29 protein-coding genes are annotated in these 25,968 nt (G+C 64.9%); 8 read left to right on the top strand and 21 right to left on the bottom strand.

Annotated elements, in window-relative coordinates:
• Positions 1-163: 163 nt before the first annotated feature.
• The 8 genes from PA6_RS10010 to PA6_RS09975 all read right to left on the bottom strand — a co-directional run bounded on the left by PA6_RS10010 (position 164) and on the right by PA6_RS09975 (position 5,733).
• Positions 164-751: a putative glycolipid-binding domain-containing protein gene (locus PA6_RS10010; protein WP_021700796.1), complete on the bottom strand. Its 588-nt coding sequence runs from the start codon at positions 749-751 to the stop codon at positions 164-166.
• A gap of 123 nt (positions 752-874) precedes the next feature.
• On the bottom strand, positions 875-1,213 hold the full coding sequence (locus tag PA6_RS10005) for a HopJ type III effector protein (RefSeq protein WP_021700795.1): 339 nt from the start codon (positions 1,211-1,213) through the stop codon (positions 875-877).
• Positions 1,213-1,506 carry a DUF1244 domain-containing protein gene (locus PA6_RS10000; protein ID WP_021700794.1) on the bottom strand — a complete coding sequence of 98 codons (294 nt, stop codon included), beginning with the start codon at positions 1,504-1,506 and terminating at the stop codon, positions 1,213-1,215. Before PA6_RS10000 ends, PA6_RS10005 begins: the two co-directional genes overlap by 1 nt.
• Before the next feature lie 97 nt (positions 1,507-1,603).
• Complete coding sequence (gene folX, locus PA6_RS09995; RefSeq protein WP_021700793.1) at positions 1,604-1,975, bottom strand: dihydroneopterin triphosphate 2'-epimerase; 372 nt, start codon at positions 1,973-1,975, stop codon at positions 1,604-1,606.
• Positions 1,975-2,535, bottom strand: a complete 561-nt coding sequence (folE, locus tag PA6_RS09990) for a GTP cyclohydrolase I FolE (RefSeq protein WP_021700792.1) — start codon at positions 2,533-2,535, stop codon at positions 1,975-1,977. The genes folX and folE overlap by 1 nt, the downstream gene beginning before the upstream one ends.
• 21 nt (positions 2,536-2,556) lie before the next feature.
• Positions 2,557-3,267 carry a dihydromonapterin reductase gene (gene folM / locus PA6_RS09985; RefSeq protein WP_021700791.1) on the bottom strand — a complete coding sequence of 237 codons (711 nt, stop codon included), beginning with the start codon at positions 3,265-3,267 and terminating at the stop codon, positions 2,557-2,559.
• Positions 3,268-3,456: 189 nt separating this feature from the next.
• Positions 3,457-4,026 carry an antibiotic biosynthesis monooxygenase gene (locus PA6_RS09980; RefSeq protein WP_021700790.1) on the bottom strand — a complete coding sequence of 190 codons (570 nt, stop codon included), beginning with the start codon at positions 4,024-4,026 and terminating at the stop codon, positions 3,457-3,459.
• 183 nt (positions 4,027-4,209) lie between these two features.
• Positions 4,210-5,733: a fumarate hydratase gene (locus PA6_RS09975; protein WP_021700789.1), complete on the bottom strand. Its 1,524-nt coding sequence runs from the start codon at positions 5,731-5,733 to the stop codon at positions 4,210-4,212.
• 259 nt (positions 5,734-5,992) lie between these two features.
• On the opposite strand from PA6_RS09975, the gene PA6_RS09970 reads away from it, so the two are divergent.
• The 3 genes from PA6_RS09970 to PA6_RS09960 are packed head-to-tail and all read left to right on the top strand — an operon-like array spanning position 5,993 to position 8,849.
• Positions 5,993-7,120, top strand: coding sequence for a GGDEF domain-containing protein (locus PA6_RS09970; RefSeq protein ID WP_021700788.1), 1,128 nt, complete (start codon positions 5,993-5,995; stop codon positions 7,118-7,120).
• Positions 7,113-8,051: an iron-sulfur-binding ferredoxin reductase gene (locus tag PA6_RS09965; RefSeq protein ID WP_021700787.1), complete on the top strand. Its 939-nt coding sequence runs from the start codon at positions 7,113-7,115 to the stop codon at positions 8,049-8,051. The genes PA6_RS09970 and PA6_RS09965 overlap by 8 nt, the downstream gene beginning before the upstream one ends.
• A gap of 24 nt (positions 8,052-8,075) precedes the next feature.
• Positions 8,076-8,849, top strand: coding sequence for an enoyl-CoA hydratase (locus tag PA6_RS09960; protein WP_021700786.1), 774 nt, complete (start codon positions 8,076-8,078; stop codon positions 8,847-8,849).
• 136 nt (positions 8,850-8,985) lie between these two features.
• On the opposite strand, the gene pyk is transcribed toward PA6_RS09960, so the two are convergent.
• Entirely contained in the window at positions 8,986-10,437 is a 1,452-nt protein-coding gene (gene pyk / locus PA6_RS09955; RefSeq protein ID WP_021700785.1) for a pyruvate kinase, read from the bottom strand.
• Between the two features lie 138 nt (positions 10,438-10,575).
• On the opposite strand from pyk, the gene PA6_RS09950 reads away from it, so the two are divergent.
• The 3 genes from PA6_RS09950 (at position 10,576) to PA6_RS09940 (ending at position 11,869) form a co-directional block, all read left to right on the top strand.
• The gene (locus PA6_RS09950; protein WP_021700784.1) at positions 10,576-10,950 is read left to right on the top strand and encodes a tetratricopeptide repeat protein; all 375 of its coding nucleotides are present in this window, start codon (positions 10,576-10,578) and stop codon (positions 10,948-10,950) included.
• 73 nt (positions 10,951-11,023) lie between these two features.
• Entirely contained in the window at positions 11,024-11,449 is a 426-nt protein-coding gene (locus PA6_RS09945) for a DUF4124 domain-containing protein (RefSeq protein ID WP_021700783.1), read from the top strand.
• Positions 11,450-11,509: 60 nt separating this feature from the next.
• Complete coding sequence (locus PA6_RS09940; protein ID WP_021700782.1) at positions 11,510-11,869, top strand: PilZ domain-containing protein; 360 nt, start codon at positions 11,510-11,512, stop codon at positions 11,867-11,869.
• A 24-nt stretch (positions 11,870-11,893) separates the two neighbouring features.
• Here PA6_RS09940 and PA6_RS09935 read toward each other — a convergent pair whose 3' ends face one another.
• Positions 11,894-12,820, bottom strand: a complete 927-nt coding sequence (locus PA6_RS09935) for a LysR family transcriptional regulator (RefSeq protein ID WP_021700781.1) — start codon at positions 12,818-12,820, stop codon at positions 11,894-11,896.
• 171 nt (positions 12,821-12,991) lie between these two features.
• Between PA6_RS09935 and fpr the strand changes: the two genes are divergently transcribed.
• Positions 12,992-13,771 carry a ferredoxin-NADP reductase gene (gene fpr / locus PA6_RS09930; protein ID WP_021700780.1) on the top strand — a complete coding sequence of 260 codons (780 nt, stop codon included), beginning with the start codon at positions 12,992-12,994 and terminating at the stop codon, positions 13,769-13,771.
• Positions 13,772-13,949: 178 nt separating this feature from the next.
• On the opposite strand, the gene tsaA is transcribed toward fpr, so the two are convergent.
• From tsaA to rimO, 3 genes are all read right to left on the bottom strand, one after another.
• Positions 13,950-14,642: a tRNA (N6-threonylcarbamoyladenosine(37)-N6)-methyltransferase TrmO gene (gene tsaA / locus PA6_RS09925; protein ID WP_021700779.1), complete on the bottom strand. Its 693-nt coding sequence runs from the start codon at positions 14,640-14,642 to the stop codon at positions 13,950-13,952.
• A gap of 99 nt (positions 14,643-14,741) precedes the next feature.
• Positions 14,742-16,658 carry a WG repeat-containing protein gene (locus PA6_RS22780; RefSeq protein ID WP_147289542.1) on the bottom strand — a complete coding sequence of 639 codons (1,917 nt, stop codon included), beginning with the start codon at positions 16,656-16,658 and terminating at the stop codon, positions 14,742-14,744.
• 337 nt (positions 16,659-16,995) lie between these two features.
• Entirely contained in the window at positions 16,996-18,330 is a 1,335-nt protein-coding gene (gene rimO, locus PA6_RS09910; RefSeq protein ID WP_021700776.1) for a 30S ribosomal protein S12 methylthiotransferase RimO, read from the bottom strand.
• A 13-nt stretch (positions 18,331-18,343) separates the two neighbouring features.
• Between rimO and PA6_RS09905 the strand changes: the two genes are divergently transcribed.
• Positions 18,344-19,960: a recombinase family protein gene (locus PA6_RS09905; RefSeq protein WP_021700775.1), complete on the top strand. Its 1,617-nt coding sequence runs from the start codon at positions 18,344-18,346 to the stop codon at positions 19,958-19,960.
• Here PA6_RS09905 and PA6_RS09900 read toward each other — a convergent pair whose 3' ends face one another.
• From PA6_RS09900 to PA6_RS24220, 8 genes are read right to left on the bottom strand one after another with little or no spacing between them, the layout of a single operon-like run.
• Positions 19,961-20,248 carry a hypothetical protein gene (locus PA6_RS09900; protein WP_021700774.1) on the bottom strand — a complete coding sequence of 96 codons (288 nt, stop codon included), beginning with the start codon at positions 20,246-20,248 and terminating at the stop codon, positions 19,961-19,963.
• Complete coding sequence (locus PA6_RS09895) at positions 20,245-20,703, bottom strand: hypothetical protein (protein ID WP_021700773.1); 459 nt, start codon at positions 20,701-20,703, stop codon at positions 20,245-20,247. The genes PA6_RS09900 and PA6_RS09895 overlap by 4 nt, the downstream gene beginning before the upstream one ends.
• A complete protein-coding gene (locus PA6_RS09890) occupies positions 20,700-22,379 on the bottom strand; it encodes a DNA cytosine methyltransferase (protein ID WP_021700772.1) in 1,680 nt (559 codons plus the stop codon). Before PA6_RS09890 ends, PA6_RS09895 begins: the two co-directional genes overlap by 4 nt.
• Positions 22,376-22,972, bottom strand: a complete 597-nt coding sequence (locus PA6_RS09885; RefSeq protein ID WP_021700771.1) for a hypothetical protein — start codon at positions 22,970-22,972, stop codon at positions 22,376-22,378. The genes PA6_RS09890 and PA6_RS09885 overlap by 4 nt, the downstream gene beginning before the upstream one ends.
• Positions 22,969-23,481, bottom strand: coding sequence for a hypothetical protein (locus PA6_RS22465; protein WP_021700770.1), 513 nt, complete (start codon positions 23,479-23,481; stop codon positions 22,969-22,971). Before PA6_RS22465 ends, PA6_RS09885 begins: the two co-directional genes overlap by 4 nt.
• On the bottom strand, positions 23,478-24,182 hold the full coding sequence (locus tag PA6_RS09875) for a hypothetical protein (RefSeq protein WP_021700769.1): 705 nt from the start codon (positions 24,180-24,182) through the stop codon (positions 23,478-23,480). The genes PA6_RS22465 and PA6_RS09875 overlap by 4 nt, the downstream gene beginning before the upstream one ends.
• The gene (locus tag PA6_RS09870; protein ID WP_021700768.1) at positions 24,179-25,216 is read right to left on the bottom strand and encodes a DHHA1 domain-containing protein; all 1,038 of its coding nucleotides are present in this window, start codon (positions 25,214-25,216) and stop codon (positions 24,179-24,181) included. Before PA6_RS09870 ends, PA6_RS09875 begins: the two co-directional genes overlap by 4 nt.
• Entirely contained in the window at positions 25,213-25,941 is a 729-nt protein-coding gene (locus PA6_RS24220) for a P-loop NTPase family protein (RefSeq protein ID WP_021700767.1), read from the bottom strand. Before PA6_RS24220 ends, PA6_RS09870 begins: the two co-directional genes overlap by 4 nt.
• Positions 25,942-25,968 lie beyond the last annotated feature (27 nt).

Below are 25,968 nucleotides of genomic sequence, written 5' to 3'. Positions count from 1 at the left end.
GGTGCTGCGAAACTACTGCCTCCCCCTCTCCCTGACCCTCTCCCCGCTGGGGAGAGGGGACTGGATCGAGCAGGTCACGGCTTGTGTAGACAGCATTAGCGCTTTGGCGGGGCTTTTTTATGCGAGGCATTGGCCTGCGGGCATGCGCCGGGCCGGCGTTTGCTCAGGCGCAGTCGGCCTGGCGCAGCAGTTGCCGGCTGGTGCGGATGAACTGGCCGATGGCCTGTACCAGCAGCCCGTCGCCATCCAGGGTCAGTTCGCAGGGCTCGTGACCTTCCGCATCGCACTGGTAGAGGGTATGGCTGGGGTGTCGTTGCAGGCACTGGTAGCGCTGAGTGCGCGGCTCGACGCGCAGGCCCAGCAGGTCGACGTGCGCCACGCGGAAGCGCTCGCCATCGCCGACGGCCAGGCTGCCGGACTGCAGCAGTGCGGTGTGGGTAAAGGGCGTGGCGGACAGCATCACCTGCTGGCAGTCGGCGAGGTCCTCGCGCGGGCGGCCGTTGAGATGCCAGTGACCGCGGATATCGCGGCGTAGCTCCAGGCTGCGCTGGCCCTGGTTGTCGACCTTCAGCCAGAGGCGGCGGAAGCGCCAGCGTTCGTCATAGGTGAGCAGGTAGGTGGCGGCGATGCTGTTGCCGCGAATGCTCTGGATCAGCTGGCCGCTGGCGCTGATGCCATCGCTGGCGACCGCCAGGCTGAGGTGTTCGACCCCGGGGTTGGTCCAGGGCTTCCAGACCAGGTTCTGCTGCATCCTTGCACTCCTCCGCTCAAGGGAACCGGCATCCTGCCGGTGGGCGACGAGGGAGGAGCATAAGGTAGATGCCAATCATTGTCTGTCAGCCAAAGCCGACAGTTGAGCAGCTTGTTGCGCAGCTCAGGCCTTGCGCTTGAGCGGCTGCTGGGCGAACTGCACACCGCCCAGGCCGGTGTCCTGCAGGGCGCGGATATTGGCGTGGTCGTTGCCGCTCGGGTTGGCCAGCACGGCACGGTAGTGCTCGCCGAAGGCGCGCAGGGTCTCCTCCAGGCTGAGGCCTTCGAGCAGGGCCAGGCCGAGGGTCTTGCAGGAGCCCTCGTTCTGTCCGGCGGCGCTCTCCACGGCGCCGTTGCGGAAGGCGCTGGGCTGGTAGTCGTAGTGTTCGGCGATGAAGGCCAGGGTCTCGGCGAACTGGAACTGCTCGTGATGCAGGCGGGCGCGGAAGTCTTGCAGGCTCATCAGTGTGGCTTTCCTTGTGCGAAGGCGGCCTGCTGCTCGGCAGTGGCTTCCTTCTGGTGCTGGGCTTTCCACTCGGCATAAGGCATGCCGTAGATGGCTTCGCGGGCCTGCTCCAGGTCCAGCCCGATAGCGAGATCGTCAGCGGCGGCCTTGTACCACTTGGCCAGGCAGTTGCGGCAGAAGCCGGAAAGGTTCATCAGGTCGATGTTCTGCACGTCGGTGCGCGAGCGCAGGTGCTGGACCAGGGCGCGGAAGGCGGCGGCTTCCAGTTCAAGGCGTTGCTGTTCGGTCATGATCGGCTCGAGGGCGGCGGAGAGCGCAGATGATAGGAGTCTGCGCCGCCAGCAGCAATGCCGGGCACAGCCTGAGCTGGCTGTGCCCCATGCGGTTTCAGCGGTGGCCGGCGAGGGTGATCGATACCGACTCGGCGAAGCGCAGGGCGTGTGGTTTGTCCACTTCCACCTCGGCATAGCGCACGGATTCGTGGCTCATGACCAGGTCGAGGATTTCCTGGGTCAGGCGCTCGAGCAGGGCGAAGCGGTTGCCCTCGACGTGGGCGATGATCGCCTTGGTGATGGTGCGGTAGTTCAGCGCGTGATCGATGTCGTTGTCACGCACCGCGTCCACGGCGGGGTAGAGGATGGTCAGGTTGATCAACACATCCTGCTTGTTGTTGATCTCCTCTTCCTTGATGCCGATGTAGGTGCGCAGGCGCAGGTCCTTGACGCGGATGCGCGCCATCCCGGGTTCCAGTCGCGGCATTACTTGTTCCGTCCGATCAGTTGCAGGAATTCGTGGCGAGTGTTGCAGGACTCGCGGAAGGCGCCAAGCATCACCGAGCTGCTCATCACCGAATTCTGCTTCTCCACGCCGCGCATCATCATGCACATGTGCTTGGCCTCGATCACCACGGCCACACCGGCGGCGTTGGTGACCTGCTGGATGGCATCGGCGATCTGCTTGGTCAGGTTCTCCTGGATCTGCAGGCGGCGGGCGTACATGTCGACGATACGCGCCACCTTGGACAGGCCCAGCACCTTGCCGGTGGGGATGTAGGCAACGTGCGCCTTGCCGATGAAGGGCAGCAGGTGGTGCTCGCACAGCGAGTACAGCTCGATGTCCTTGACGATCACCATCTCGTCGTTGTCCGAGGCGAACAGCGCGCCGTTGACGATTTCCTCCAGCGACTGCTGGTAGCCGTGGCAGAGGTACTGCATGGCCTTGGCGGCGCGCTTGGGCGTGTCGAGCAGGCCTTCACGTTCGGGATTCTCTCCCAGGCCGACCAGGATCTCGCGGTAGTGGTGGGGCAGTTGAGTATTCATCGACTATTCCTCGCGGCGCGTTCAGACGAGATGGCGGCCGCCGTTGACGGTCAGGGTGGTCCCGGTGACGTAGGGGTTGTCCAGCAGGTAGCGCAGGCTCTGGTAGATGACTTCGGCGCCGGGCTCGATGCCCACTGCCGACTCGGCCAGACGCTTGGCGCGGTATTCGGCGCTGTCGTCCGGGTTGAACTGGATCAGCGCCGGGGCGATGCCGTTGACCTTGATCGCCGGCGCGAAGCGCGCGGCGAAGGACAGGGTCAGGCTGTCCAGGCCGGCCTTGCTGGCGCAGTAGGCAGGGCGCTTGGCACTGCCGGTGCGGGTGACGTCATCGCCGATGTGGACGATGTCCGCCGGACTGCTGCGGCGCAGCAGGGCCTCGCAATGCAGGTTGATCAGGTAGGGGGCGAGCATGTGCACGCTGACCATGCGCTGGAATACCTCGGCTTCATGGCCCGTGGTTTCGGTTTCCCAGTCGGAAGCGTTGTGCACGATGGCGCGCAGGCTGTCGGTGTGATCCTTGAGACGGGCGATGAAGTCGAGAATGCCGGCCTCGCTGGCGAAGTCCGCCGCCAGGGTGGTGGCGCCGCGCTCACGCAGCTCGGCCAGTCCCTCGCGCTCGCTGCGGTAGCTGACGATCACCGACTGCCCGCTTTCCAGCAGGCGCAGTGCGCAGTGCAGGCCGATGCGTTGAGCTCCTCCAGTGATGAGGATGGGCGCGACCGAGGAAGGCATGGCGGTTCTCGCAGTAGTTGAGTAATGGGCTCAGGTTATACCAGACGGATAATCTGTACAACAAGCTGTGCGAAATTACCCCTTGCTCAGTCTGTATAGCTTATCAACTCGCTGATTACATTGATTTTGTTGATTTCATGGCTTTTGAAAAGCTGTGCGTTTTGTACAGATTTTCTCGATTTGTACAGATTAGGCTATCGAATCCTGTCCGAGGCTTGGGCCTTTTTCGGGCTTGCGCGGGCTGAGCCAGGGGGCCAGCAGGTGGGTCGAGAGCGGGATGAACCAGTAGGTCATCAGTGGCGTCAGCAGCAGGGTGCTGAGCAGTACGCGCAGCACCAGCGGCCATTCGCTCAGCAGGCCGCCGAACAGCAGGTTGAACGCCAGCGACACCGGAAAGAACGCCAGCCAGATGGCCACGCTCTGTTTCCACCGCGGCGGGCGGCGCAGGGCATTGCCGAACCAGGCGTCGAGACCGCTGACGCGGTGCTCATGGGGCTGGGCGAACAGACCGCTACCGCGCTGCAGCCAGGCTCGCCGCGACGCGGAGTGTTCCCAGGCGGTGAGGGTGGTGGAGTCGGCGAAGCGAAAGATGATCTGGAACTCGTCGTCTCCGGGCGGAGGGGCGAGGACGCCGGAGCCGAGGTAGCCGGGGAAGTCGGCGGCGAGTTGCTGGCCTTCGTGCAGCCAGGTGCGGAAATCCTGCAGGCATTCGCGTGGCACGCGGCGTGCCACCAGCATGGTGACCGGATCGGTAGACATCGTGTATCTCCAGAACGACAGGCGCGGCCCGGGTAGGGCGGTGCGCGGTATGGCCCGCCGGGGTGATGGCGGAGCATAGAAATTAGGTCAATATTATTGTCGTTTCAGGAGAAATGGCCAGCCCGATAGCGGGCCCATGAAAAAGCCCGGCACTGGGCCGGGCTTTTCGGGGCGCGTTTGCGCTTACTTCACTTCGACGGCCAGGCTGTCGTGGATCTTCTTCTGCCAGATGGCCGGGCCGGTGATGTGCACCGACTCGCCCTTGGTGTCGACGGCCACGGTAACCGGCATGTCCTTCACTTCGAACTCGTAGATGGCTTCCATACCCAGCTCGGCGAAGGCCAGCACCTTGGACTTCTTGATCGCCTGGGCGACCAGGTAGGCTGCGCCGCCGACGGCCATCAGGTACACGGCCTTGTTGTCGCGGATCGCGTCGATGGCGATCGGGCCGCGCTCGGACTTGCCGATCATGCCCAACAGGCCGGTGCTTTCGAGGATCTGGCGGGTGAACTTGTCCATGCGGGTGGCGGTGGTCGGACCGGCCGGGCCTACCACTTCGTCACCGACCGGATCGACCGGGCCGACGTAGTAGATGAAGCGGCCCTTGAGGTCCACCGGCAGCTCTTCGCCCTTGTTCAGCATGTCGACCATGCGCTTGTGCGCGGCGTCGCGGCCGGTGAGCATCTTGCCGTTGAGCAGGACGGTCTCGCCCGGCTTCCAGCTCTGCACCTCTTCCGGGGTGAGGGTGTCGAGGTTGACACGGCGCGCGCTCGGGCCGGCTTCCCAGACGATTTCCGGGTAGGCGGACAGGTCCGGCGCTTCCAGTTCGGCCGGGCCGGAGCCGTCGAGCACGAAGTGGGCGTGACGGGTGGCGGCGCAGTTGGGGATCATGCACACCGGCAGCGAGGCGGCGTGGGTCGGGTAGTCCATGATCTTGACGTCGAGCACGGTAGTCAGGCCGCCCAGGCCCTGGGCGCCGATGCCCAGCTGGTTGACCTTGTCGAACAGCTCCAGGCGCAGTTCCTCGATGCGGTTCTGCGGGCCGCGGGCTTTCAGCTCGTGGATGTCGATGTGCTCCATCAGCACTTCCTTGGCCATCACCGCGGCTTTCTCGGCGGTGCCGCCGATGCCGATGCCGAGCATGCCCGGCGGGCACCAGCCGGCGCCCATCTCCGGTACGGTTTTCAGTACCCAGTCGACGATAGAGTCGGACGGATTGAGCATGGCCATCTTCGACTTGTTCTCGGAACCGCCGCCCTTGGCCGCGACGTCCACTTCCACCTTGTCGCCGGGGACGATGGAGTAGTGGATCACCGCCGGGGTGTTGTCCTTGGTGTTTTTGCGCGCACCGGCCGGGTCGGCCAGGATCGAGGCACGCAGGACGTTCTCCGGCAGGTTGTAGGCGCGGCGCACGCCTTCGTTGATCATGTCGTCGACGCTCATGGTGGCGCCGTCCCAGCGCACGTCCATGCCGACCTTGATGAATACGGTGACGATACCGGTGTCCTGGCAGATCGGGCGGTGGCCGGTGGCACACATGCGCGAGTTGATCAGGATCTGCGCCATGGAGTCCTTGGCGGCCGGCGACTCTTCCTTCAGGTAGGCCTCATGCATGGCCTGGATGAAGTCGACGGGGTGGTAATAGGAGATGAACTGCAGGGCGTCGGCGACGCTCTGAATTAGGTCGTCCTGCTTGATCACGGTCATTGGGGCGCTCCTCTGTCAGGGAACATCTATAAGGAAACGCCGGACCACGACCCGGCGCAACGGTGCAAATCCTCGGGCACGACCCAGCGGTCGTACCCTGGCAGCCCACCGCCGGCGGGCCACAAAAAAGGCGCCGCAGTATAGCGCGGCGGCCCGCACGGGCACAGTCGTGCACACTGGCCGATGGTCTAGGGGCGCGCTATCTATTTTGTGATCACGGGGTTAGAGTTGGGCAAGGTGCCAGTACGGGACGGAGCCCATGAGTACGAGCAGTTCAGGGGTCACCAAGAGAAGCCTGCAGAGCCTGCTGCTGAAACGTTTCGGCATGGCGGTGGGCAGTTATGCCCTGGTGTTGCTGCTGATGTGGGTGGCGCTCTGGGCCGGTGTCTATAGCGGTACGGTCAGGTTCGCCCTGTTCTGCACCGGCCTGGTGGCGCTCAGCCAGCTGGCTTTCTATGGTCTGTTTCGCACTGGCCTCAACCTGCGTTTCGTCGATCCCAGCCTGACCGAGGCGCAGATTCTCGTCGGCCTGGCCCTGCACACCGCGCTGTTGGCCCAGCTCGACAGCGCGCGCGGCAGCCTGCTGATGTTCTACCTGATCATCCTGATGTTCGGCGTATTCCAGCTACGCCCGCGGGTGTTCGTGCGCTGCGCCGCCATCGCCTTCTTCGCCTTCGCCGGGCTCAACCTGTGGGAAGGCTACCAGCTGCGCATGGACAACCCCGGGCAGGCCCTGCTGCAGTGCTGCGCGCTGTTTATCGGTCTGGTCTGGCAGAGCCTGTTCGCCAGCTACGTGCAGGCCCTGCGCCAGCGCATGCGCCAGCGCCGTTATGCGCTGCAGGCGCACCAGGACACCCTGCGCGGGATGATGCGGCAGCTGGAAGACCTGGTGGCCACCGACGAGCTGACCGGCCTGTTCAATCGCCGCCACTTCCTGCGCCTGGCCCTGCGCGAGCTGGATAACCTCGGCCACGGCCGCCAGCACGGTCTGGCCCTGATCGACCTGGACCACTTCAAACGCATCAACGACGTGCACGGCCACGCCGCCGGCGACCGCGTGCTGCAGACCTTTGCCGCGGTCGCGCGAGCCTGCCTGCGCGACGGTGACGTGCTGGCCCGCTACGGCGGCGAGGAGTTCGTCCTGCTGCTGCCCAACACCGACGCCGATCAGTTCACCAGCTGCTGCGAGCGCCTGCGCGAAGCCTTCGCCAACGCCGAGCCGGTGGGCGTGCAGGTGCACAATCTGAGTCTGTCCGCCGGCATGACCCTGCTCAGCGCCGGTGACGACCTTGACGAGGCCCTGCAGCGCGCCGACCAGGCGCTGTACCGGGCCAAGCGCGGCGGGCGCAACCGCTGTGATGCGGCCTGGGAGGGCGCCGGTGCCTGAGTTGAAAGCCGCTGGCCAGAGCTGGTCGGTGCCCGTCGCCAGCAATCTGCTCGATGCCCTCAACGGTGCCGGCCTGCGCGTGCCTTACAGCTGCCGCTCCGGCAGCTGCCATGCCTGCCTGGTGCGCTGCGTGCGTGGCGAGCCGCTGGACGAGCGGCCCGAGGCCCTGAGCGAGGCGCGCCGTGAACAGGGCTGGCGCCTGGCCTGCCAGTGCCAGGTGGTCGACGACCTTGAAGTACAGCTGTTCGATCCCGCCCGCGACGGTTTGCCGGCGCAGGTGCAGGCGCTCGACTGGCTGAGCCCGACGGTACTGCGCCTGCGCCTGCTGCCGGACAGGCCATTGCGCTATGCCGCCGGCCAGCACCTGGTGCTGTGGACCACCAATGGCGTGGCGCGCCCCTATTCGCTGGCCAGCCTGCCGGGCGAGGAGCCGTGGCTGGAGTTCCACCTGGACTGCCGGCAGAGCGGTGCCTTCAGCGATGCGGCGCGCCAGCTGCAAGCCGGCGATGTACTGCGTCTGGGCGAGCTGCGTGGTGGCGCCCTGCACTACGACCCGGACTGGCAGCAGCGGCCGCTGTGGCTGCTGGCCGCCGGCACCGGCCTGGCGCCGCTGTGGGGCGTGTTGCGCGAGGCGCTGCGCCAGCATCACCAGGGACCGATACGGGTCATTCACCAGGCCCATGACGCTGCTGGGCATTACCTCGCCGAGCCCCTGCAGGCGCTGGCTTCCACGCATCCGCAGCTTGATGTGCAACTGCTGACGGCGTCCGAGCAGGCGGCGTTTTTGGCACAACTGCGGCTTGTTTCGCGGCAGACCGTCGCCTTACTCTGCGGCTCGCCCGCCAGCGTGGAAGCCTTTGCCCGCCGCCTGTTCATTCTCGGTGTGCCGCGCAGTCAGGTGCTGGCTGATCTTTTTCTGCCCCATGCGTGATCGGGGCGTTGCCCCGGAGTTTTCATGAGCGAACACATACTGGTCGAGCGCGAGGGCGGCCTGCTGACCCTGCGCCTGAACCGCGCCGACAAGAAGAATGCGCTGACCCGCGCCATGTACAGCCAGATGGCCGACGTGCTGGACGCGGCCAATGCCGAGCGTTCGGTGCGTGTCGTGCTGATCACCGGCGGCCCGGAGTGCTTCACCAGTGGCAACGACGTGGCGGACTTCCTGCAGGCGCCGCCCACCGGCCTGGACAGCCCGGTATTCCAGTTCATGCGCGCGCTGTTCGACTTCGAAAAGCCGGTGGTGGCCGCCGTGGCCGGTCCGGCGGTGGGCATCGGCACCACGTTGCTGCTGCACTGCGACTTGGCCTATGTCAGCCGCGACGCCAAGCTGCGCACGCCCTTCGTCAACCTCGGCCTGTGCCCGGAGTTCGGCTCCAGCCTGCTGTTGCCGCAACTGCTGGGCCCGGCCCGGGCCGCCGAAGTGCTGTTGCTCGGTGAGACTTTCACCGGCGCGCAGGCGGCCGAATGGGGCATCGCCGGTGCCGCCCTGGAGGATGGCCCGAGCACGCTGGCCAAGGCCCGCGAGATGGCTCTGCGTTTCCTCGACCTGGCGCCCTCGGCCGTCGCCGACAGCAAGCGCCTGATGCGCGCGCCGGGGCGCGAGCAGCTGCGCAAGGTGATCGAGGAGGAGGGCGCGCTGTTCGGTCAGCGCCTGCGTTCGCCGGAGGCCATCGAGGCGCTGTCGGCGTTCATGCAGCGCCGGAAGCCGGACTTTTCCAAGTTCGCTTAGGTCTGAATCACTGCTCTTCTCTCGGGAGAGAGGCTGTAGGCGATTCGCTGCCAATCCCTCACCCGGCCCTCTCCCAAAGGGAGAGGGAGCAAGAAAAAGGCCGCTCGATGAGCGGCCTTTTTCATTCAGCGCGGCATCACACCAGCGGATCACCCACATGCAGGATTTTCATGGTGTTGGTGCCGCCGGTGCCGTGGTAGCTGTCGCCCTTGGTCAGGATCACCCAGTCGCCAGGCTCGACGAAGCCGCGCTTGAGCAGCTCGTCCACCGCCGCCTGGCTGACCTTGTTGGCCGGCATGGCAGTCGGGTCGAACGGCACGGTGTAGACGCCGCGGAACAGCGCCACACGGGCCTGTGCCTCGCGGTGCGGGGTGAAGGCGAAGATCGGGATCGACGAGCGGATGCGCGACATGATCAGCGGGCTGTAGCCGCTCTCGGTCAGGCTGATGATGGCCTTCACGCCCGGGAAGTGGTTGGCGGTGTACATGGTGGCCAGAGCCACGCTCTCGTCGCAGCGCTCGAAAGTGCGGCCAATGCGGTGGCTGGACTTCTGGCTGGTCGGGTGTTTCTCGGCGCCCAGGCACACGCGCGCCATGGCCTCCACGGCTTCCACCGGGTACTCGCCGGCGGCGCTCTCGGCCGACAGCATCACCGCGTCGGTGTAGTCCAGCGCGGCGTTGGCCACGTCGGAGACTTCCGCGCGGGTCGGCATCGGGCTGTGGATCATCGACTCCATCATCTGCGTCGCGGTGATCACCGCTTTGTTGTAACGGCGGGCGTGGGCGATGATCTTCTTCTGGATGCCGACCAGCTCGGCGTCGCCGATTTCCACGGCGAGGTCGCCGCGGGCCACCATCACCGCATCGCTGGCGCGGATCAGGCCATCCAGCGCGGCGTCGTCGGCCACCGCCTCGGCGCGTTCGATCTTGGCCACCAGCCAGGCGTTGCCGCCGGCCTCGGTGAGCAGGCGGCGGGCGTATTCCATGTCTGCCGCGTCACGCGGGAATGACACGGCGGCATAGTCCAGCTCCATTTCGGCGGCCAGCTTGATATCGACCTTGTCCTTCTCGGTCAGGGCCGGGGCGGTGAGACCGCCGCCACGCCGGTTGATGCCCTTGTTGTCGGACAGCGGACCGCCGATCAGCACGCGGCAGTGCAATTCTTCGGCGCCCTTGAGCTCGACCTGCATGACCACGCGGCCATCGTCCAGCAGCAGCTCGTCGCCGACGTCGCAATCCTGGATCAGCGCCGGGTAGTCGATGCCGACCACCTCCTGGGTGCCTTCGGTGCGCGAGTGGGTGGCCGAGAGGCGGAACAGGTCGCCTTCCTTCAGCTCGATGCGCTTGCCAGCGAACTTGGCGATGCGGATCTTCGGCCCCTGCAGGTCGCCGAGCAGCGCCACGTGGCGTCCGTGCTTGGCAGCCAGTTCGCGCACCAGGGTGGCGCGGGCCTTGTGGTCGTCGGCAGTGCCGTGGGAGAAGTTCAGGCGGGCAACGTCGATGCCGGCGATGATCAGCTGCTCCAGAACTTCCGGGGAACTGCTGGCGGGGCCGAGGGTGGCGACGATTTTGGTGCGGCGCAGGGTCATGCGGGAACTCCAGTCTTTATAGCGTGCGGCGAGGCTACTACGGTCGCGCACTGTAGTCATTGTTCGCCTGCACTACCTGTCGGGCACTGCAGAAAACCTGTGCTTCGCCGATACACTGCAGCAGCGGAGGAATTCACCATGCGAACCCTGATCCTGATTCTCACCCTGGCCAGCCTGGTCGGTTGCACCCGCGTCTCGCTCGATCGCCACCTCGACGAGGCCTACCGTCACTACACCGAGGGCGATTGCGACCAGGCCCTGCTCGACCTGTCGCGCGCCGAGCGCAACAGCCGCTCGCGCAGCTACATCCAGCCGGAAATCTCCCTGCTGCGTGGCCAGTGTCTGGAACGGCAGAACCTGTTCGTCGATGCGGCGCAGACCTACGAGTTCATCATCAGCCGCTACCCGGCCAGCGAATACGCCTACCGGGCGCGCGCCAGGCTGGAGACATTGCGCCAGCTCGGGCATCATCAGGCGAACGAACCGGCCAAGGCTTCGCCGGCGTCGCTGTGACGCCCAGCTCGCCGGTCGGCGGGCCGCCCAGCGCGGAGGGGCGGCGTTAAGCTGGTATCAGGAGGGAACCCCCATGCGCCATCTGTTGTTCATCGCCATGCTCATTCCGGGCCTTGCCAGCGCGGAGATCTACCGCTGGACGGACGCCCAGGGCCGCGTGCACTTCGGCGAAAAGCCCGGCGCGGCAGGCGCGGAAACCGTCGAGGTGAAGCCCCAGGTGGTGGAGCGTGACGAAGCGACCCGTCAGCGCGAGCAGCGTACCGAGGAGTACTTCGACGCCCGCCGCGACGAGAAGGCCGCCAGCGATGCCCGCGCCGCCCAGGTGCGCGCCGAGCGCAGCAAGGAGTGCAGCGAGCTGCGCCGCAACCTCTCGCAGATCGAGCGTGACGGTCGCTATTTCACCACCGATGCCAACGGCGAGCGCACCTACATCGACGTTAAAGAAGTCGAGGCCGCGCGCAGCCGTCTGTCGTCTCGCATCGCCCAGCGCTGCGGCTGAGTCTGGTCGAGCCGCAGCCCAGCAGCCATACTCGAACCTCTTTCATAGCGATTGGCTACCATGCATATCCAGCGTCGCATCGAGCGCCACCAGCTGCCTTACTACCTCAAGGTGTTCAACCGCATCACCGACAAACCCATGGGGTTTATCGGCAACGTGTCGCTGGACGGCCTGATGCTGATCAGCCAGTACCCCATGCTGGTGAATGCGCGTTTCGACATGCGCCTGAAGATCCCCGGCCGCGACGGCCGCATCCACAACATCGACTTTGCCGCTACCTGCCAGTGGAGCCGCGAAGACGTGACGCCGGGCACTTTCGATTCCGGCTTCGCCCTGGTGGCACCGCCGGCCGAGTATGTAGAGATGGTCGATGCCCTGCGCAGCTACTTCAGCTTTCATCCCCTGGCCGCCTCGGCCTGACTGAACGCTTCGTGTTGTCGTCGCTCAGGCGATCGACGGCAGGATGATCTCGTCGCTGCGGCGGATACCGGCCGTCATCTCCCGGCACAATTCGAGAAATTCGCGCATGGCCGCCGTCTGGTACTTCTGGCGGTGCCAGATGAAGTAGAACTGGCGGGTGAGGTCCAGTTCCGGCGTCTCCACCGGCACCAGGCTGCCGCGGCGGAACGCGTCGCGCAGGGCCAGGCGTGAAATGCAGCCGATGCCCAGGCCCGATTCCACGGCGCGCTTGATCGCCTCGGTGTGTTCCAGCTCCAGACGGATATTCAGCTGCGCCGGGTGATGACGCATCGCCTGGTCGAAGGTCAGGCGCGTGCCCGAGCCCTGTTCGCGCAGGATCCAGGCCTCGCGGCCCAGCTCTTCCAGGGTCGCGCTGCCGCGCTCGGCCAGCGGGTGGCGTGGCGCGCAGAACACCACCAGCTCATCCTCGACCCAGGGCTGCACCTCAATGTCCGGATGCTGGCAATCGCCTTCGATCAGTCCCAGGTCCAGCTCATAGTGAGCCACCTGCTGCACCACGTTGGCGGTGTTCTGCACGTGCAGCTTGAGGCGGCATTCCGGGTGGCGCTGCATGAAGTTGCCGATCAGCAGGGTGGCCAGGTAGTTGCCGACGGTGAGGGTGGCGCCCAGCTCCAGCAGGCCGTAGCCTGTCTTGCCGCTGAGCAGGCGCTCGATCTCGCGGGCCTGGTCGAGCAGCGCCACGGCCTGCGGCAACAGCTGGCGGCCGAGGGCGTTGAGCGACAGGCGCTTGCCGGCGCGGTCGAACAGCTGGCAGTCGGACTGCCGCTCCAGCTCGCTGAGCGAGGTGCTGGCGGCGGACTGCGAGAGGGCCAGCGATTCCGCTGCACGCGACACGCTTTCCTGCTTGGCCACGGCGACGAAGACTTCCAATTGTCTGAGTGTGAATCGCATATCTATATAACCAATAATCCATATCTTGATAATTCGCTTAACAGATATTGTGGTCCTCACTAGAATGTCGCGCAATGCCGCCAGCAGACGATGGTCCGCATTGACCTGGCTCAACCAGGGCGGACGCACTTTCCGGCAATCTGAATACCGAAACTTTTTGAGGACACCCGCATGAGCAACATGAACTCGGAACGCGTGCTCAGTGTGCATCACTGGAACGACACCCTGTTCAGCTTCAAGTGCACCCGCGACCCGGGCCTGCGCTTCGAGAACGGCCAGTTCGTGATGATCGGCCTGCAGCAGCCCAACGGCCGCCCGCTGATGCGCGCCTACTCCATCGCCAGCCCGAACTGGGAAGAGAACCTGGAGTTCTTCAGCATCAAGGTGCCGGATGGCCCGCTGACCTCGCAGCTGCAGCACCTCAAGGAAGGCGACGAGATCCTCATCAGCAAGAAGCCCACCGGCACCCTGGTGCTCGACGACCTCAACCCGGGCAAGCATCTGTACCTGCTCAGCACCGGCACCGGCCTGGCACCCTTCATGAGCGTGATCCAGGACCCCGAGACCTACGAGCGTTTCGAGAAGGTGATCCTGGTCCACGGCGTGCGTTACGTGAACGAAGTGGCCTACCGCGAATTCATCACCCAGCACCTGCCGCAGAACGAGTTCTTCGGCGAGGCGGTGAAGGAAAAGCTGATCTACTACCCGACCGTGACCCGCGAGCCCTTCGAGAATCAGGGCCGTCTGACCGACCTGATGCGCAGCGGCAAGCTGTTCGAGGATATCGGCCTGCCGCCGATCAACCCGCAGGACGACCGCGCCATGATCTGCGGCAGCCCGAGCATGCTCGACGAGACCAGCGAGGTTCTCGACAGCTTCGGCCTGAAGATCTCCCCGCGCATGCGCGAGCCGGGCGACTACCTGATCGAGCGCGCCTTCGTCGAGAAATAAGCGCCAGCCGCACCATCCACAAACCCGCCAATCGGCGGGTTTGTCGTTTCTGGCCTCAGTGCACCCCTCTCCCGTTCACGGGAGAGGGGCAGGGGGAGAGGGATGTAGCCCTGATGCAATTCGTGGCGGGGCGCCGCTAAGGATATAGCCGGGTGCAATCCGGGAGGGCGGCAACCGCTTAGCCCGGCACCACTTCCAGAACACGGATACGCCCCGGCTCGGGGTAGTGCCAGCGCACCTGCACGTCCCACAGCAGCACGCCGTAGCGGCGCTCCGGCTCCGGCACCTGATAGGCCGGGCGCGGGTCCTGGGCCAGGCACTGCTCGATCAGCTCCACCAGCGGCTCGCCCAGGCGTTGCGCATGCTCCTGCGCCTGGGTCAGGGCGCTGGCGCTCCATTCCACCGGTACTGCCACCGGCGGTGCATCGGCGATGCGGTTGAAGGCCTCGGGCACCCGGTCGGCATAAGGCACGTAGGGCTTGATATCCAGTACCGGCGTGCCGTCCAGCAGGTCGATGCCGGACAGCCAAAGCCGCCCCGGCTCGACGCGATCCAGCTTCACCACCGACTGGCCAATGCCATTGGGCCGGTAAGTGGCGCGGCTGGCGAACACCCCCAGCGTGGCATTGCCGCCCAGGCGTGGTGGGCGCACCTTCAGTCGCGGCTTGTCCTCCAGCGCCTGATGGAAGAGGAACAGCAGCCACACATGGCTGATCCGCTCCAGCCCCTCCACGGCCACGGCCCGGTCGAACGGCGGCACCAGCTCCAGTACTCCACGCGCGGCCGGCGCGAGCAGCGGCTGACGAGGAATGGCGAACTTCTCCTTGAAGCAGGAGCGCATGAAGCCGACGGGGGTAACGGAGTAGGACATAAGGGGGTACGTGCAGGGAGACGCGCCCATGTTAGCGAGCGCCTGCCTTAGTCGGCCACCTTGTCGTAGTGGCGGCTCGGCAGGGGAGGCCGTGATGCATTACTCGGCATCGAAGCTGCCCCGCCCTCGGACTCCATCGCCTACCCACTTGGGTGGGTTGTCACGCGTGCGCGCCCGATACTCCAGCAAGGCACGATTCCAAAGGACGCTGCTTTCGTAAGGGGTGCTTCCGAGTTGCTCAGGGTAGTAATGACTGGATCCTCGCGGATGGTATGTCTCGCGGCATTCGATGCCGTCACGCCTCTGTCCGTTCGGTCCAATCGCGCACCACGCCCGTGCGTCGGGCGCCGCGGCCCATGAAACACCTTGTTCGAAGCAAGACAGAGCGCGAAACCGCGGCTCAATAACTGTTTTGCCGTTGAAATCTTGAAAGCCCCATAGACCGTCCCGCTCGAAGAAACGCAATCCGCCCGCGCAGGTCAGCTCCTGTTCAGCGGGTGGTCTTTCTTTGACGGGCTTTGCAATCCGCTCACCGTATGCATTGATCCAGTAGGTATCTTTGCTCTCGCCCACAATAAATGCGCCATTGCCGACAGGTCGCAGCGTGGCGAGGCTCGGTTGGATAGTGAAGGTGCCTGCGCGGTCGATGATCCCCCATTTGCCATCGACCTGAACTGCCGCGTGGTTTCCGCGAAACCCGTAGAGGCTCTCGAAACCATTCCTGCCGCCGATAACGGCGCCGTCCTCCAAGATGAAAAACCACTTTCCATTGCGCTTGGCAGAGAACGGTCCCGGACAGTCTTTGCTGGGGAAATGACCGCTATCAAATGTGCCGACCGACTGACTTTGTCCGGATTTACGAAATTCAACGGTCTCGCCACGCTGGACAACGGTCAGACCACCAGCACACTCGACCAGTGGCGTGCCGTCGAGTTGGTCCGGAATCAGGTGCCCGCTTGGATTGATGCTGTACCAGGTTTTGCCGAGCCGGCCTCGTGGCAACTTGCCGTCGTCCTTGACATCGACCGCGTCGAAATAGCGATCCGCGAGCAGTGTGCCATCGGAGCGCACGATTCCCTGCTTTGTCGCGCCAGGTGCGCCATCAGGTCCGAGCGGCTTGCCCTCCTGCGCAATGCCATAGCCTCCACGCCAGTAACTGAGATGCTCGAACTTCAACGGAACGACCAGCTTACCGTTGCGATCAACTGCGCCCCAGCGCTGGGTATCTCGGCGTTGCTGCGGAGATGGTGCATCGGCCGGCAGCCCCGCGACTACCGCATGCGCCTCCGTCAGTTGTTGCACATGATGGTATCGCGGGCTCACCTGCCAGGTTCCATTGGATCGCATGAGGCCCCAGAGCTCTTCGTGCATTCCGTCGCTCTTCCCAGCCCAGATAAGCCCACGTTGCGGATGGTCGAAGCGTGCAAATTTCAGGTTTTGATCAGAGAGCCATCCTCTTCGGATATGGAAAAGTCCCGCGTGCTCCATTGAGATTAATGAAAAGGGGTCGGTAAACCCGCGCAATCGCCTGTCGCTGTGGGGATTCTTCCGCTGCTTCTCCCGCAACGGCTCCGCGATGAATGTATCGCCGGTAAAAGGGATGATCCGCTGGAATCGTGGCGAAATAACAAGCACCCCCGAGCGATTGATTATTCCTGATGCATCGCCCAGGCGGACTTCCGCATATTCACCTGCAAAGAGTCCTGCGTTATGAAAACTTGGGGCGATAACTACCTTTCCTGTCGTATCGATGAAGCCATACCTTCCTTCAATGCGCACGGCAGCCAGGCCTTCGCTAAAGGGATGGGCAACCTCAAATTGCGGAGGGATACGCTCCTCACGGCTGTTCTTTTCGATATAGCCGCAGAGCTGGAATGGGCCACCGCATAGCGGTATCAGGTCGGGGCCGCCTTCTGCAGCTGGCGTAGGCAAGGGGGCAAGCAAGGCGAGGGTGGTGATAGCCAAACGGCCAGTTTGACCAAGCCGAGTCTTTAATCCTTCCTTGGAAAGTCGCACAGGAACTCCTTCGTGTTCGGTCAGTGCACACGCCACACCTTTGCTCCAAAGGCACAAGATGCGTGCTTAGGGCTTCGTCGCCCTTAATAGCGCCATCAAGGCACCGGGGCCAGTGAAACATGGTCTTCAGGTTAAGGTCGCGCGCGGTCTCGAGCGAGCGGCTTGAACCATGCTCCAAGTTGGCGAAGGACGCTACAGGTTCACATTTATAAGTGCCTTATTGATGTGGATACCACGCAGACATCTGCCCAACTACAGTGAGGCGGCAGTATTTAGTCCGCTCGACCGGGCATGAAAAAGCCCCGCATTGGCGGGGCTTTTTCGCAGCGCTATACGGTCAAACCAGTTCGGCCCAGAGGTCGTATTCGTCGGCATCCACAACGCGTACGCGCACCTTGTCGCCCGGTTGCACGCTGGTGGAGTCGATGAACACGCTGCCGTCGATTTCCGGTGCATCGGCCCAAGAGCGGGCGACGGCGCCTTCGTGGTCGACTTCGTCGATCAGCACTTCGATCTCGGTGCCGATCTTGCGCTGCAGGCGGGCGGCGCTGATGGCCTGTTGGTGGGCCATGAAGCGGTCCCAGCGATCCTGCTTGACGTCATCCGGTACCGGCTCCAGGCCCAGGTCGTTGGCGGGGGCACCGTCTACCGGGCTGTACTGGAAGCAGCCGACGCGGTCGAGCTGGGCTTCGGTCAGCCAGTCCAGCAGGTACTGGAAGTCTTCTTCGGTTTCGCCGGGGAAGCCGACGATGAAGGTGGAGCGGATGGTCAGCTCCGGGCACATCTCGCGCCAGGCCTTGATGCGCGCCAGGGTCTTGTCTTCGAAGGCGGGGCGCTTCATGGCCTTGAGCACTTTCGGGCTGGCGTGCTGGAAGGGGATGTCCAGGTAGGGCAGCAGCTTACCGGCGGCCATCAGCGGGATCACGTCGTCGACGTTCGGGTAGGGGTAGACGTAGTGCAGGCGCACCCATACGCCCATGCTGGAGAGTGCTTCGCACAGTTCCTTCATGCGCGTCTTGACCGGCTGGCCTTCCCAGAAGTCGGTCTTGTACTTGAGGTCGACGCCGTAGGCGCTGGTGTCCTGGCTGATCACCAACAGTTCCTTCACGCCGGCCTTGACCAGGCGCTGGGCCTCGGACAACACGTCGCCGACCGGGCGGCTGACCAGCTTGCCGCGCATGGACGGGATGATGCAGAAGGCGCAGCTGTGGTTGCAGCCTTCGGAAATCTTCAGGTAGGCGTAGTGGCGCGGAGTGAGCTTGATGCCCTGCGGCGGCACCAGGTCGACGTAGGGGTTGTGGTCGGCCTTGGGCGGGATCACCTCGTGCACGGCGTTGACCACCTGCTCGTACTGCTGCGGGCCGGTGACGGCCAGCACGCTCGGGTGCACGTCGCGGATGGCGTTCTCGGACACGCCCATGCAGCCGGTGACGATCACCTTGCCGTTCTCGGCGATGGCTTCGCCGATGGTGTCCAGCGATTCGGCCTTGGCGCTGTCGATGAAGCCGCAGGTGTTGACCACCACGACGTCGGCATCCTGGTAGGTCGGGACGATCTCGTACCCTTCCATGCGCAGCTGGGTGAGGATGCGTTCGGAGTCGACGGTGGCCTTCGGGCACCCTAAGGAAATAAACCCTACACTAGGCGCTTTCTTTTCTACATTCGTTGTCATGGGCGGATCACGGGTGCCAAAAATAAACGCGCGAGTATACAGCTATCTGCGGTTTTCCGATCCTCGGCAGGCGACGGGTAGCAGTGCCGATCGTCAGCTTCAATACGCCCAGCGCTGGGCGGCAGATCGGGGGCTGCTGCTCGATGAGAGCCTGTCGCTTCGAGACGAGGGCTTGTCTGCCTACCACCAGCTGCACGTCAAGCAGGGTGCGCTGGGGGCTTTTCTCAAGGCGGTCGATGAGGGCCGGATACCGGAGGGCTCGGTGCTGATCGTCGAGGGGCTGGATCGGCTCAGCCGGGCTGAGCCAATACAGGCGCAGGCGCAGTTGGCTCAGATCATCAACGCCGGCATCACCGTGGTCACCGCCAGCGATGGCCGGGAGTACAACCGCGCCGGCCTGAAGGCGCAGCCGATGGACCTGGTCTATTCACTGCTGGTGATGATCCGCGCGCACGAGGAATCGGATACCAAGAGCAAGCGGGTCAAGGCGGCGATCAGGCGCCAATGCGAGGGCTGGAAGGCCGGCACCTATCGCGGGTTGATCCGGAACGGGAAAGACCCCCAATGGTTGCGGTGGGATGGTCAGGCCTGGCAGTTGATTCCTGAGCGCGTTGAGGCGGTGCGCTACGCCATCGAGCTGTACAAGCAGGGCGAGGGCGCCACGCGGGCCGTGCGCAAGCTGGCTGAGCGTGGCCATGTCCTAAGCGACTGGGGGATCGCCGGCCAGCAGATCTATCGGCTGGTCAAGCTGCCGGCGCTGTGGGGAGCCAAGCGGATCAGCGTCGACGGCGAGGATTACCTGCTTGAGGGCTACTACCCGCCGGTGCTGAGCGAGGCTGAATACGCAGAGCTGCAGGCCGCGGCGGGCACGCGGCACGGTCGGCGCGGTGCCAGCGATATCGTTGGGTTGGTGACGGGGATCGGCATCACGTACTGCGGGTACTGCGGCACGGCGGTGGTTGCGCAGAACTTACTGAGCCGCGCCCGTGAGGATGGCACCTTGGTCGATGGCCACCGGCGCCTGCACTGCACGTCATACAGCAACAGCTTGGGCTGCAAGGCTGCCAGCTGCAGCGTGGTACCGGTTGAAAAAGCCTTGCTGGCCTACTGCTCAGACCAGATGAACCTGAGCCGCCTTCTGCAGCCAACCGACGATGGTCAGGCGCTGCGGCAGCGTCTGCTGGCGTGTCAGCGCCGGCAGGCGGATGTTGAGCGCCAGCTGGCGAGGGTGACCGAGGCGTTGCTGGCCGATGATCAGGGAGCAGCGCCGCTGGCGTTTGTGCGTAAGGCGCGTGAGCTGGAGGCCGATCTGCGGCAACTGCAGGCCGAGGCAGAGCAACTGGAGCGAGAGCAGGCAGCGAAGGCACAGGTTCAGACGCCCGCCGCCGCCGAGCTGTGGCGCAGGCTGGCCGTGGACGCGAAGGATATCTACAGCCCGGCGCGGGAGCAGCTGCGCCAGTTGGTGCTTGATACGTTCAGTCGGATCACTGTGTACATGCGGGGTGTAGTACCAGATCCCAAGTCACGGGTGATTCATCTGGTGCTGGTGTCGCGGGCGGGTCGGCGTGTTGCGCTGGATATAGATCGGCGGTCGGGTGACTGGAAAGCCAGCCGCGACCGCCAGGGGTGATCAGGCGGCCTTCTTTCCGATCAGGAGGGCTGCCAGTTCAGGGTCGCCGGGTGGGCTGCTGTGAACCACCAGGTGGCCCATCCCTTCCCAGTAGTTTTCCTGCGCCTCGATGCACACCTTCCAGGCCGCCCAGGCCACCGCGGCGCCTACCTCTACCACGTTGCCGTCCTCGTCGACGATGGCCATGCGCGCAGGTTTTCCATCTGCCGTGGTGACGTTGAAGCCGGTGCTGATGGTTGCGCTGATGCGGGAGGCCTGCAGCTGCGGGTTGGGTACTGAGTCCTTCATGCTGCCTCCTTTGTCGGCCAGGCGCCGACTGCGTCGAAGAGAGCTGCGGCCTGGCTTTCGTCCAGGCTCACGCTGTTGGGGATGGCGATCCAGCCGGAGCTGACGATGTGCTTCGAGTTACAGCCGGCGAGGTGCTCGCGGTAAAAGGCCTCGATCACGTCGGTTAGTTGGCCGGCGAGGTAGACGCCTTGCGGCGCCACCTCGGTGCTCTTGATGTAGCGCTGGCCGAACTGGTCGATGCACAGGGCGCTGATGTAGATGCACCAGGGGTGGGCGAAGTCGCACACAGCGTCGACCATGGGGCGCGACTTGATCATCCGGCCGGTTTTCCAGTTCACCAGGTGCTGGCCGCCGGCCGGATCGATGTTGATCACGGCGGCGTGATTGGTGCGCACCAGAGCCCGGCAGTTGCGCTCAAGGCGGGCGCGTATGTTGTGGGGCTTGCGGGTGCTCATGCTGCCACCTCGCCCTGCTGCAGCTCGACCAGATTGGCGCGCACCAGGGCGGCGGCCACTGGTGGGCAGACGCTGTTGCCGCACATGCGCACCTGGGCTGCCTTGCTGAGACGCTTTCCGGTGATGGTGCGGTCGTGGATGTAGTTGGCTGGGAAGCCCTGCGCGGCGTACAGCTCATGAGGCTCCAGCATGCGCATGCCGATATCGACGATCTGGTAGGGCTCCCCCTTGACCATCACCAGGCCCAAGCGGTGCTTGGTGGTGATGGTGTGCAGGGGCTCGTCCAGGGCCTGACCGACTGCGGTGTCGTAATACTTGAGCAGGAAGGCGCGGACTTCCCCCATATGGCCGCCCGTGGTTAGGGTGTGGATGGGCTCGTGCACATCCTGCCCGATGCAGTTGTTGCGCAGCTTGACCAGGTGGCTGGTGACCAGGGCGTTATGGTCCACGGTGGTGACTGTTGGCGCGGGTGCATCCATCGGTGCGCCCGGGCCGGTGTAGTTGCCGCCGTAGTGCTTGGCGAGGAAGGCCGCCACCAGGCCATGCTTGCCGCCACCGGCCACAACGGTGCCCAGTGGCTTGTCCAGCCCGGGCGCGCGTGGCGCCTGACCTGGGCGCTCGCCATAGCCGAGCTGCACCAGGGTGGGGGCAACCACGGCGAAGTGGCCACCCTTCACCTCGGCGCAGATAGTGCGCAGCGGTTCGTCAGGGCGCCAGACCTTGCCTTGGCTGCTGGCATTGGCGCACTCGGTGATTAGAGGTGCCAGGGTCGGCACTACCAGCCCGGTGCCCAGCTTGCTGGTGATGGTCTGCAGGGGCTCGTCCAGCGGCTGGCCGCGGAAGTAGTCATAGCCGTGGTTAACCTTGACGAGGAAAGGATCGGCCGCATCGATCACATAGCGCTGAATGCCTCGGGCAATACGGCGCAGAGTGGCCTCTGCCAGCGGGCGCTTGCGGGTGAAGATCGAAGGGCAGGGCAGCGACCAGTCGATGATGTCCGCGGCGAGGCGCTGCGATTGTGCCTGCTTGGCCTTCACCTCGGCGCTGCTGGCTGCCAGGTGCGAAGGGCTCGGCCAGACGATGGGTAGGCCGTCGCTGCGGGCGATCAGGAACAGGCGCTTGCGGATGGTGGCGGCTCCGTACTGGTTGGCGCGCAGCTCGCGCCACTCCACCTGGTAGCCGTGGCGGCGCAGGGCGTTGACGAAGCTATTGAAGGTGCGGCCCTTGTTCTTCGGGCAGGGGCGCCCCTCGGCCAGCGGCCCCCAGGTGACGAACTCCTCGACGTTCTCCAGCATGATCACTCGCGGGCGCACGGTGGCGGCGTAGCGGATGGCCACCCAAGCCAGACCGCGAATCTCCTTCTTTACCGGCTTGCCGCCCTTGGCCTTGGAGAAGTGCTTGCAATCCGGGCTGAACCAGCAGAGGTCGACGGGACGGCCTTGGGTGATCTCGCGCGGGTCCACCTCCCACACGCTCTCGCAGTAGTGCTTGGTGTGCGGGTGGTTGATCTCGTGCATGGCGATGGCTTCGGGGTCGTGGTTGATGGCGATATCCACCGGCCGGCCAAGCGCCATCTCAATGCCGGTGGAGGCGCCGCCGCCCCCGGCGAAGTTGTCGATCACCAGGCCGCCGAAGTTGAAGCTGGGCTGGGGGTGGATGCGGTAAAGGCTGCTCATCGGGTCACCTCCTTGTGTACTACCGCCAGGCCTTGGGCGCCGAGCACCTCGATGACGTAGGCCCACAGCTCGGCCGGTGGCAGCTGGAAGCGGTCGAAGTCCGTGTCGGGCTGCACGCCGATGCGGCAGCTGGACATGGCGCCGTGCTTGCCTTCGCCTGTCTTGGTCATGAGGGTGGCCACGCGCCCATCGCCGCCTGGCTCGGTGCGGTGGAAGTCGTAGGCGAACATGCGGTAGACCAGCCCGGCAGGGACTACCTGCTGGTTCTCCTCCTGCATGATCACCGGGGCATTCGGCTCCCAAGGGCGCCCGCCGTTGGCGGTGCGCGGCCCCTCGTGCAGGTAGAGGCGGTGGGTGGCCGCCTCTTCGCTGGAATCCACGACGCGATAGCTGATGTTGATCTGCTCGCCCACGAGCACGTGGGAGTCGAAGCTGAAGCGGTGGTTGTGAATGGCCGAGTGCTCGAAGCAACGGCGCCGTGGTAGGTCGGGGTGCCAGACGTGCAGGCGCTGGTCGCCCTGCAGTTGCACCTGGATGAAGCCCAGGCCGTGCAGGCTGATGACTTCCTTCATCGGGTCGTGGACGGTGCTCATGCGGCCACCTCGCTCGGCTGCTGGGCAGCCAGGGCGGCGTCGACCGCTGCGTCCAGATCCTCACCGTTGAGCACCAGGTTGTCTGGCGTGAGGCCGGCGAACACGCCGCCGCAGGTGATGGTGTCCAGATCGCGGGCGCGCAGCCAGAGGTAGCGGTTGGCGTTCTTGGCCATCACGGTGAACCGCGGGTGCAGGTCGATGCAGTCCGAGTCCGGGTCGAGAATCTCGTTCTTCTCGTACATGATCACGTGGCACATGCCGCTGATCACCCGGCCGTAGAAGTTCGGCGCATTGCGCAGCAGGCTGGCCAGGTTGTTGTAGAGGGTCTGCAGGTGCAGGGTGTTGTCGCAGTCGAACTCTTCCTCGCCGTCCTGCAGCAGCTCGCTGAGGCTGTCCCCGGCGTCCGGGTTGGCCCATGGCCCGCCGAAGCGGGCATCGATCAGTTGCAGGATATTCAGCAGCTCGTCGGCGGCCTCGATGTCCTGGGCGGATGGTTTTGCCATCTTCATGCTGCAGCCCTCCGGCGGTGGGTGGTGGCCAGCAGGGCGATGAGGCGCTCGTGGAAGTGGTCGCGGGCTTGCTCTGGCGTCCACTGTTCGATGCGGCCGTTAAGGGCTTCGTAGCCGTTGAGGCATTCCCAGGTGGCGGGGTGCTCCGGCAGCAGGTCGCGTTTCACGGTGGCCAGGGCCACCATGTCGGCATCCTTCACGCTGGTGGGCAGCTCGAAGTCGAGGTGGTAGGCCTTGCAGATGGCGGCACGGATGCGGTCGGCCACTTGCTTGTACACGTCCACCAGGATGCTCAGGCCCTGGCCCTGTTCGTCGGGCAATAGGTGCAGGATGGCGGCCTTCATGGCGGCGCTGTCGCGGTCGATGCCGGCTTCCGCCAGGATGCTCAGCCAGGCCTCGTTGCGCTGATGCGCGGCCTCGATCAGCAGCAGCTTCAGTGGGCGGGTGAGGTCGGCGATGTAGGCCTCCTCGGCGTCGTGCAGCAGGCCCTGCAGGGCTTCTTCCGGGCTGCCGCCTTCCCACTCGATGATGCTGGAGACGAGGATGCTGTGCTGCGCCACCGAGTAGTGGTGCTTGCAGTGGCCGTTGAAGCGGCAGACGTTGCCGAGGGCTTGGGCCAGGTGCTTGATGTCCACCATCTCTGGTGTCGGCACGAGCAGGTCCATCGGCGTGGCGGTGCTGGTCAGGATCCAGTAGTTCATGCCAGGGCCTCCTCAAGAGTTTCGCCGAGCAGAGAGCCCGCGGTGGCCAGGGCTCGGCCCGCGCGAGCGGCAGACACTTCGCCCTGGGTCAAGGCCAGGCGTAGGCACTCGGTGACTTCTGCCAGGGCAGAGCGCAGATCGGGGGAGTCCGTGGCGGTTTCGAGCTGAGCGGGTATGTGGCCGGTGACCAGCTCGTGATCGAACGGCACCTTGAAGCCGGCCGCGTTGCGGTGGCCACCGCCGCCGTACTGTTTGGCGATCTCGCCCACGTCCAGGCCTTCGGCGCTGCTGCGCAGTGAGAAGTATCGGTGCTCGGTGGTGTCCTGATAGCAAGCGGCGAAGGGTTCGCCCAGGGCCATCAGGTGGCCGGCGTCGCTGGAGTGGATGTAGGGCAGGTTCGCCACGGGCACGTCGTGGCCTGCGATGACCATGCGGCGCTTGCTGCCGGCAACCAGCTCGGCCACGTCCTTGTGGTGCTTGCGCTCGATGGCGGTGCCGGCGGCGATGGCTGCGTTGATCGGCTGCTGCATCAGCGCATCCCACATCTCGAAGTCGTAGGGGTAGCTGAACAGGTTGGCCTGAATCTCGCGGGTGCCTTCCAGCTTGAAACGCCAGAGGTCGCGGTCTTCGATGTGGTTGATCAGTGCTGGGCGCTCGGTATTTGGGAAGAAGAAGTCCCAGGTCAGGCCTGCGCCGCTGCGGTTCATGTCGAACAGGGCGCAGAGCTTCGGCGGGGTGTCTGCCCACTCGTAGTAATCCGCCGGGGCGGGCTGCAGTTCGGCCAGGGCCTCTGCGGCTGTCTTGTGGTGGTCGATGACCAGCACGGCGCTGGCCTGCATGGCCATGGCCTGGAGTGTTACCAGCGGGAAGGAGAAGTCGACGATGACCACGACGCGGTCGGTCACGTCCGGAGCGGGCATGCCGTAGCGGCCGGCGAGGAACTCGACGTTCTCCTCGCCGAGGCCGTGGCGAACAGCCCAGGCAGCGCCGAAGCCGTCTGCACAGTTACCGTGATAGATGCAGAGGGCATTCATGCTGCAGCTCCTTGCTTGGATGCAACCAGGCTCATGGCTTGCTCGAAGGAGAGGAGGCGGCGCGAGAACGGCTCGAAGGGGCCGGTGGAGTTGGTCAGCACCAGGGTCTTGGTGGTGGGTGCCGGCATGCCGGGTTGCCAGTCGTCGAGGATGTCTGTCAGGCCGAGGGCGTTGGCGATTGCGCGGGCGTTGCGGGTTTTGCCGCAGCCTTCCGGGCCGTAGACGAGCCAGCTTTTGCCGTTGGGCTGAGCTTGCTCGGCCAGTTCCAGTGCGTTGCTGCTGCCGTGGGCTTCCTTCAGGCGGGCGATCAGGTGCTCCAGGCGGCCGTGCACGGTGGCGGCGAAGCGGGTCTGGTCGTGCAGCTTGAAGTTGCTGTAGGTCTCGGCGGCCAGGGCCAGCTGCTTGTTGGCGACCTGCAGAGTGGTGATGTCCTCGGCCGACAGCGCACGGGCGGCGTAGATGGCAATGCGGGCATCGCAGTCCTGCATGATTGCGTCGACCTGCTGGCTCTGCTCGGCGCGGTTGGTGGCCAGCTGGTTCTGCAGGCGCAGAATCTCGGCGGCCTGGTACCGGGCCAAGTCGGCGTTGCTGCTTTCGGCATCGTCATAGCCGAGGTTGTAGCCGGTGGCGCGGGCTTTCTCGGCGCTGCGGCGGGAGTAGACGGCCAGGCCGATCAGGGCGAGTACCAGGGCGGCTACGATCAGGGTGAGCGTGGTGGTTTGCATGTGCTGTGTCCTCGTAGAGCCCGCCGC

It is taken from the genome of Aquipseudomonas alcaligenes NBRC 14159 (assembly GCF_000467105.1).
Taxonomy (GTDB): Bacteria; Pseudomonadota; Gammaproteobacteria; order Pseudomonadales; family Pseudomonadaceae; genus Aquipseudomonas; species Aquipseudomonas alcaligenes.
Note: the sequence above shows the minus strand (reverse complement) of the source record. Positions and strands in the feature narration are given on the sequence as shown.

Excerpts from the sequence above, each read along its gene's own strand:
- PA6_RS10010 (WP_021700796.1), bottom strand. The coding sequence starts at position 751 with ATGCAGCAGAACCTGGTCTGGAAGCCCTGGACCAACCCCGGGGTCGAA.
- PA6_RS10005 (WP_021700795.1), bottom strand. The coding sequence starts at position 1,213 with ATGAGCCTGCAAGACTTCCGCGCCCGCCTGCATCACGAGCAGTTCCAG.
- PA6_RS10000 (WP_021700794.1), bottom strand. The coding sequence starts at position 1,506 with ATGACCGAACAGCAACGCCTTGAACTGGAAGCCGCCGCCTTCCGCGCC.
- folX (WP_021700793.1), bottom strand. The coding sequence starts at position 1,975 with ATGCCGCGACTGGAACCCGGGATGGCGCGCATCCGCGTCAAGGACCTG.
- folE (WP_021700792.1), bottom strand. The coding sequence starts at position 2,535 with ATGAATACTCAACTGCCCCACCACTACCGCGAGATCCTGGTCGGCCTG.
- folM (WP_021700791.1), bottom strand. The coding sequence starts at position 3,267 with ATGCCTTCCTCGGTCGCGCCCATCCTCATCACTGGAGGAGCTCAACGC.
- PA6_RS09980 (WP_021700790.1), bottom strand. The coding sequence starts at position 4,026 with ATGTCTACCGATCCGGTCACCATGCTGGTGGCACGCCGCGTGCCACGC.
- PA6_RS09975 (WP_021700789.1), bottom strand. The coding sequence starts at position 5,733 with ATGACCGTGATCAAGCAGGACGACCTAATTCAGAGCGTCGCCGACGCC.
- PA6_RS09970 (WP_021700788.1), top strand. The coding sequence starts at position 5,993 with ATGAGTACGAGCAGTTCAGGGGTCACCAAGAGAAGCCTGCAGAGCCTG.
- PA6_RS09960 (WP_021700786.1), top strand. The coding sequence starts at position 8,076 with ATGAGCGAACACATACTGGTCGAGCGCGAGGGCGGCCTGCTGACCCTG.
- pyk (WP_021700785.1), bottom strand. The coding sequence starts at position 10,437 with ATGACCCTGCGCCGCACCAAAATCGTCGCCACCCTCGGCCCCGCCAGC.
- PA6_RS09950 (WP_021700784.1), top strand. The coding sequence starts at position 10,576 with ATGCGAACCCTGATCCTGATTCTCACCCTGGCCAGCCTGGTCGGTTGC.
- PA6_RS09945 (WP_021700783.1), top strand. The coding sequence starts at position 11,024 with ATGCGCCATCTGTTGTTCATCGCCATGCTCATTCCGGGCCTTGCCAGC.
- PA6_RS09940 (WP_021700782.1), top strand. The coding sequence starts at position 11,510 with ATGCATATCCAGCGTCGCATCGAGCGCCACCAGCTGCCTTACTACCTC.
- PA6_RS09935 (WP_021700781.1), bottom strand. The coding sequence starts at position 12,820 with ATGCGATTCACACTCAGACAATTGGAAGTCTTCGTCGCCGTGGCCAAG.
- fpr (WP_021700780.1), top strand. The coding sequence starts at position 12,992 with ATGAGCAACATGAACTCGGAACGCGTGCTCAGTGTGCATCACTGGAAC.
- tsaA (WP_021700779.1), bottom strand. The coding sequence starts at position 14,642 with ATGTCCTACTCCGTTACCCCCGTCGGCTTCATGCGCTCCTGCTTCAAG.
- rimO (WP_021700776.1), bottom strand. The coding sequence starts at position 18,330 with ATGACAACGAATGTAGAAAAGAAAGCGCCTAGTGTAGGGTTTATTTCC.
- PA6_RS09900 (WP_021700774.1), bottom strand. The coding sequence starts at position 20,248 with ATGAAGGACTCAGTACCCAACCCGCAGCTGCAGGCCTCCCGCATCAGC.
- PA6_RS09895 (WP_021700773.1), bottom strand. The coding sequence starts at position 20,703 with ATGAGCACCCGCAAGCCCCACAACATACGCGCCCGCCTTGAGCGCAAC.
- PA6_RS09890 (WP_021700772.1), bottom strand. The coding sequence starts at position 22,379 with ATGAGCAGCCTTTACCGCATCCACCCCCAGCCCAGCTTCAACTTCGGC.
- PA6_RS09885 (WP_021700771.1), bottom strand. The coding sequence starts at position 22,972 with ATGAGCACCGTCCACGACCCGATGAAGGAAGTCATCAGCCTGCACGGC.
- PA6_RS22465 (WP_021700770.1), bottom strand. The coding sequence starts at position 23,481 with ATGAAGATGGCAAAACCATCCGCCCAGGACATCGAGGCCGCCGACGAG.
- PA6_RS09875 (WP_021700769.1), bottom strand. The coding sequence starts at position 24,182 with ATGAACTACTGGATCCTGACCAGCACCGCCACGCCGATGGACCTGCTC.
- PA6_RS09870 (WP_021700768.1), bottom strand. The coding sequence starts at position 25,216 with ATGAATGCCCTCTGCATCTATCACGGTAACTGTGCAGACGGCTTCGGC.
- PA6_RS24220 (WP_021700767.1), bottom strand. The coding sequence starts at position 25,941 with ATGCAAACCACCACGCTCACCCTGATCGTAGCCGCCCTGGTACTCGCC.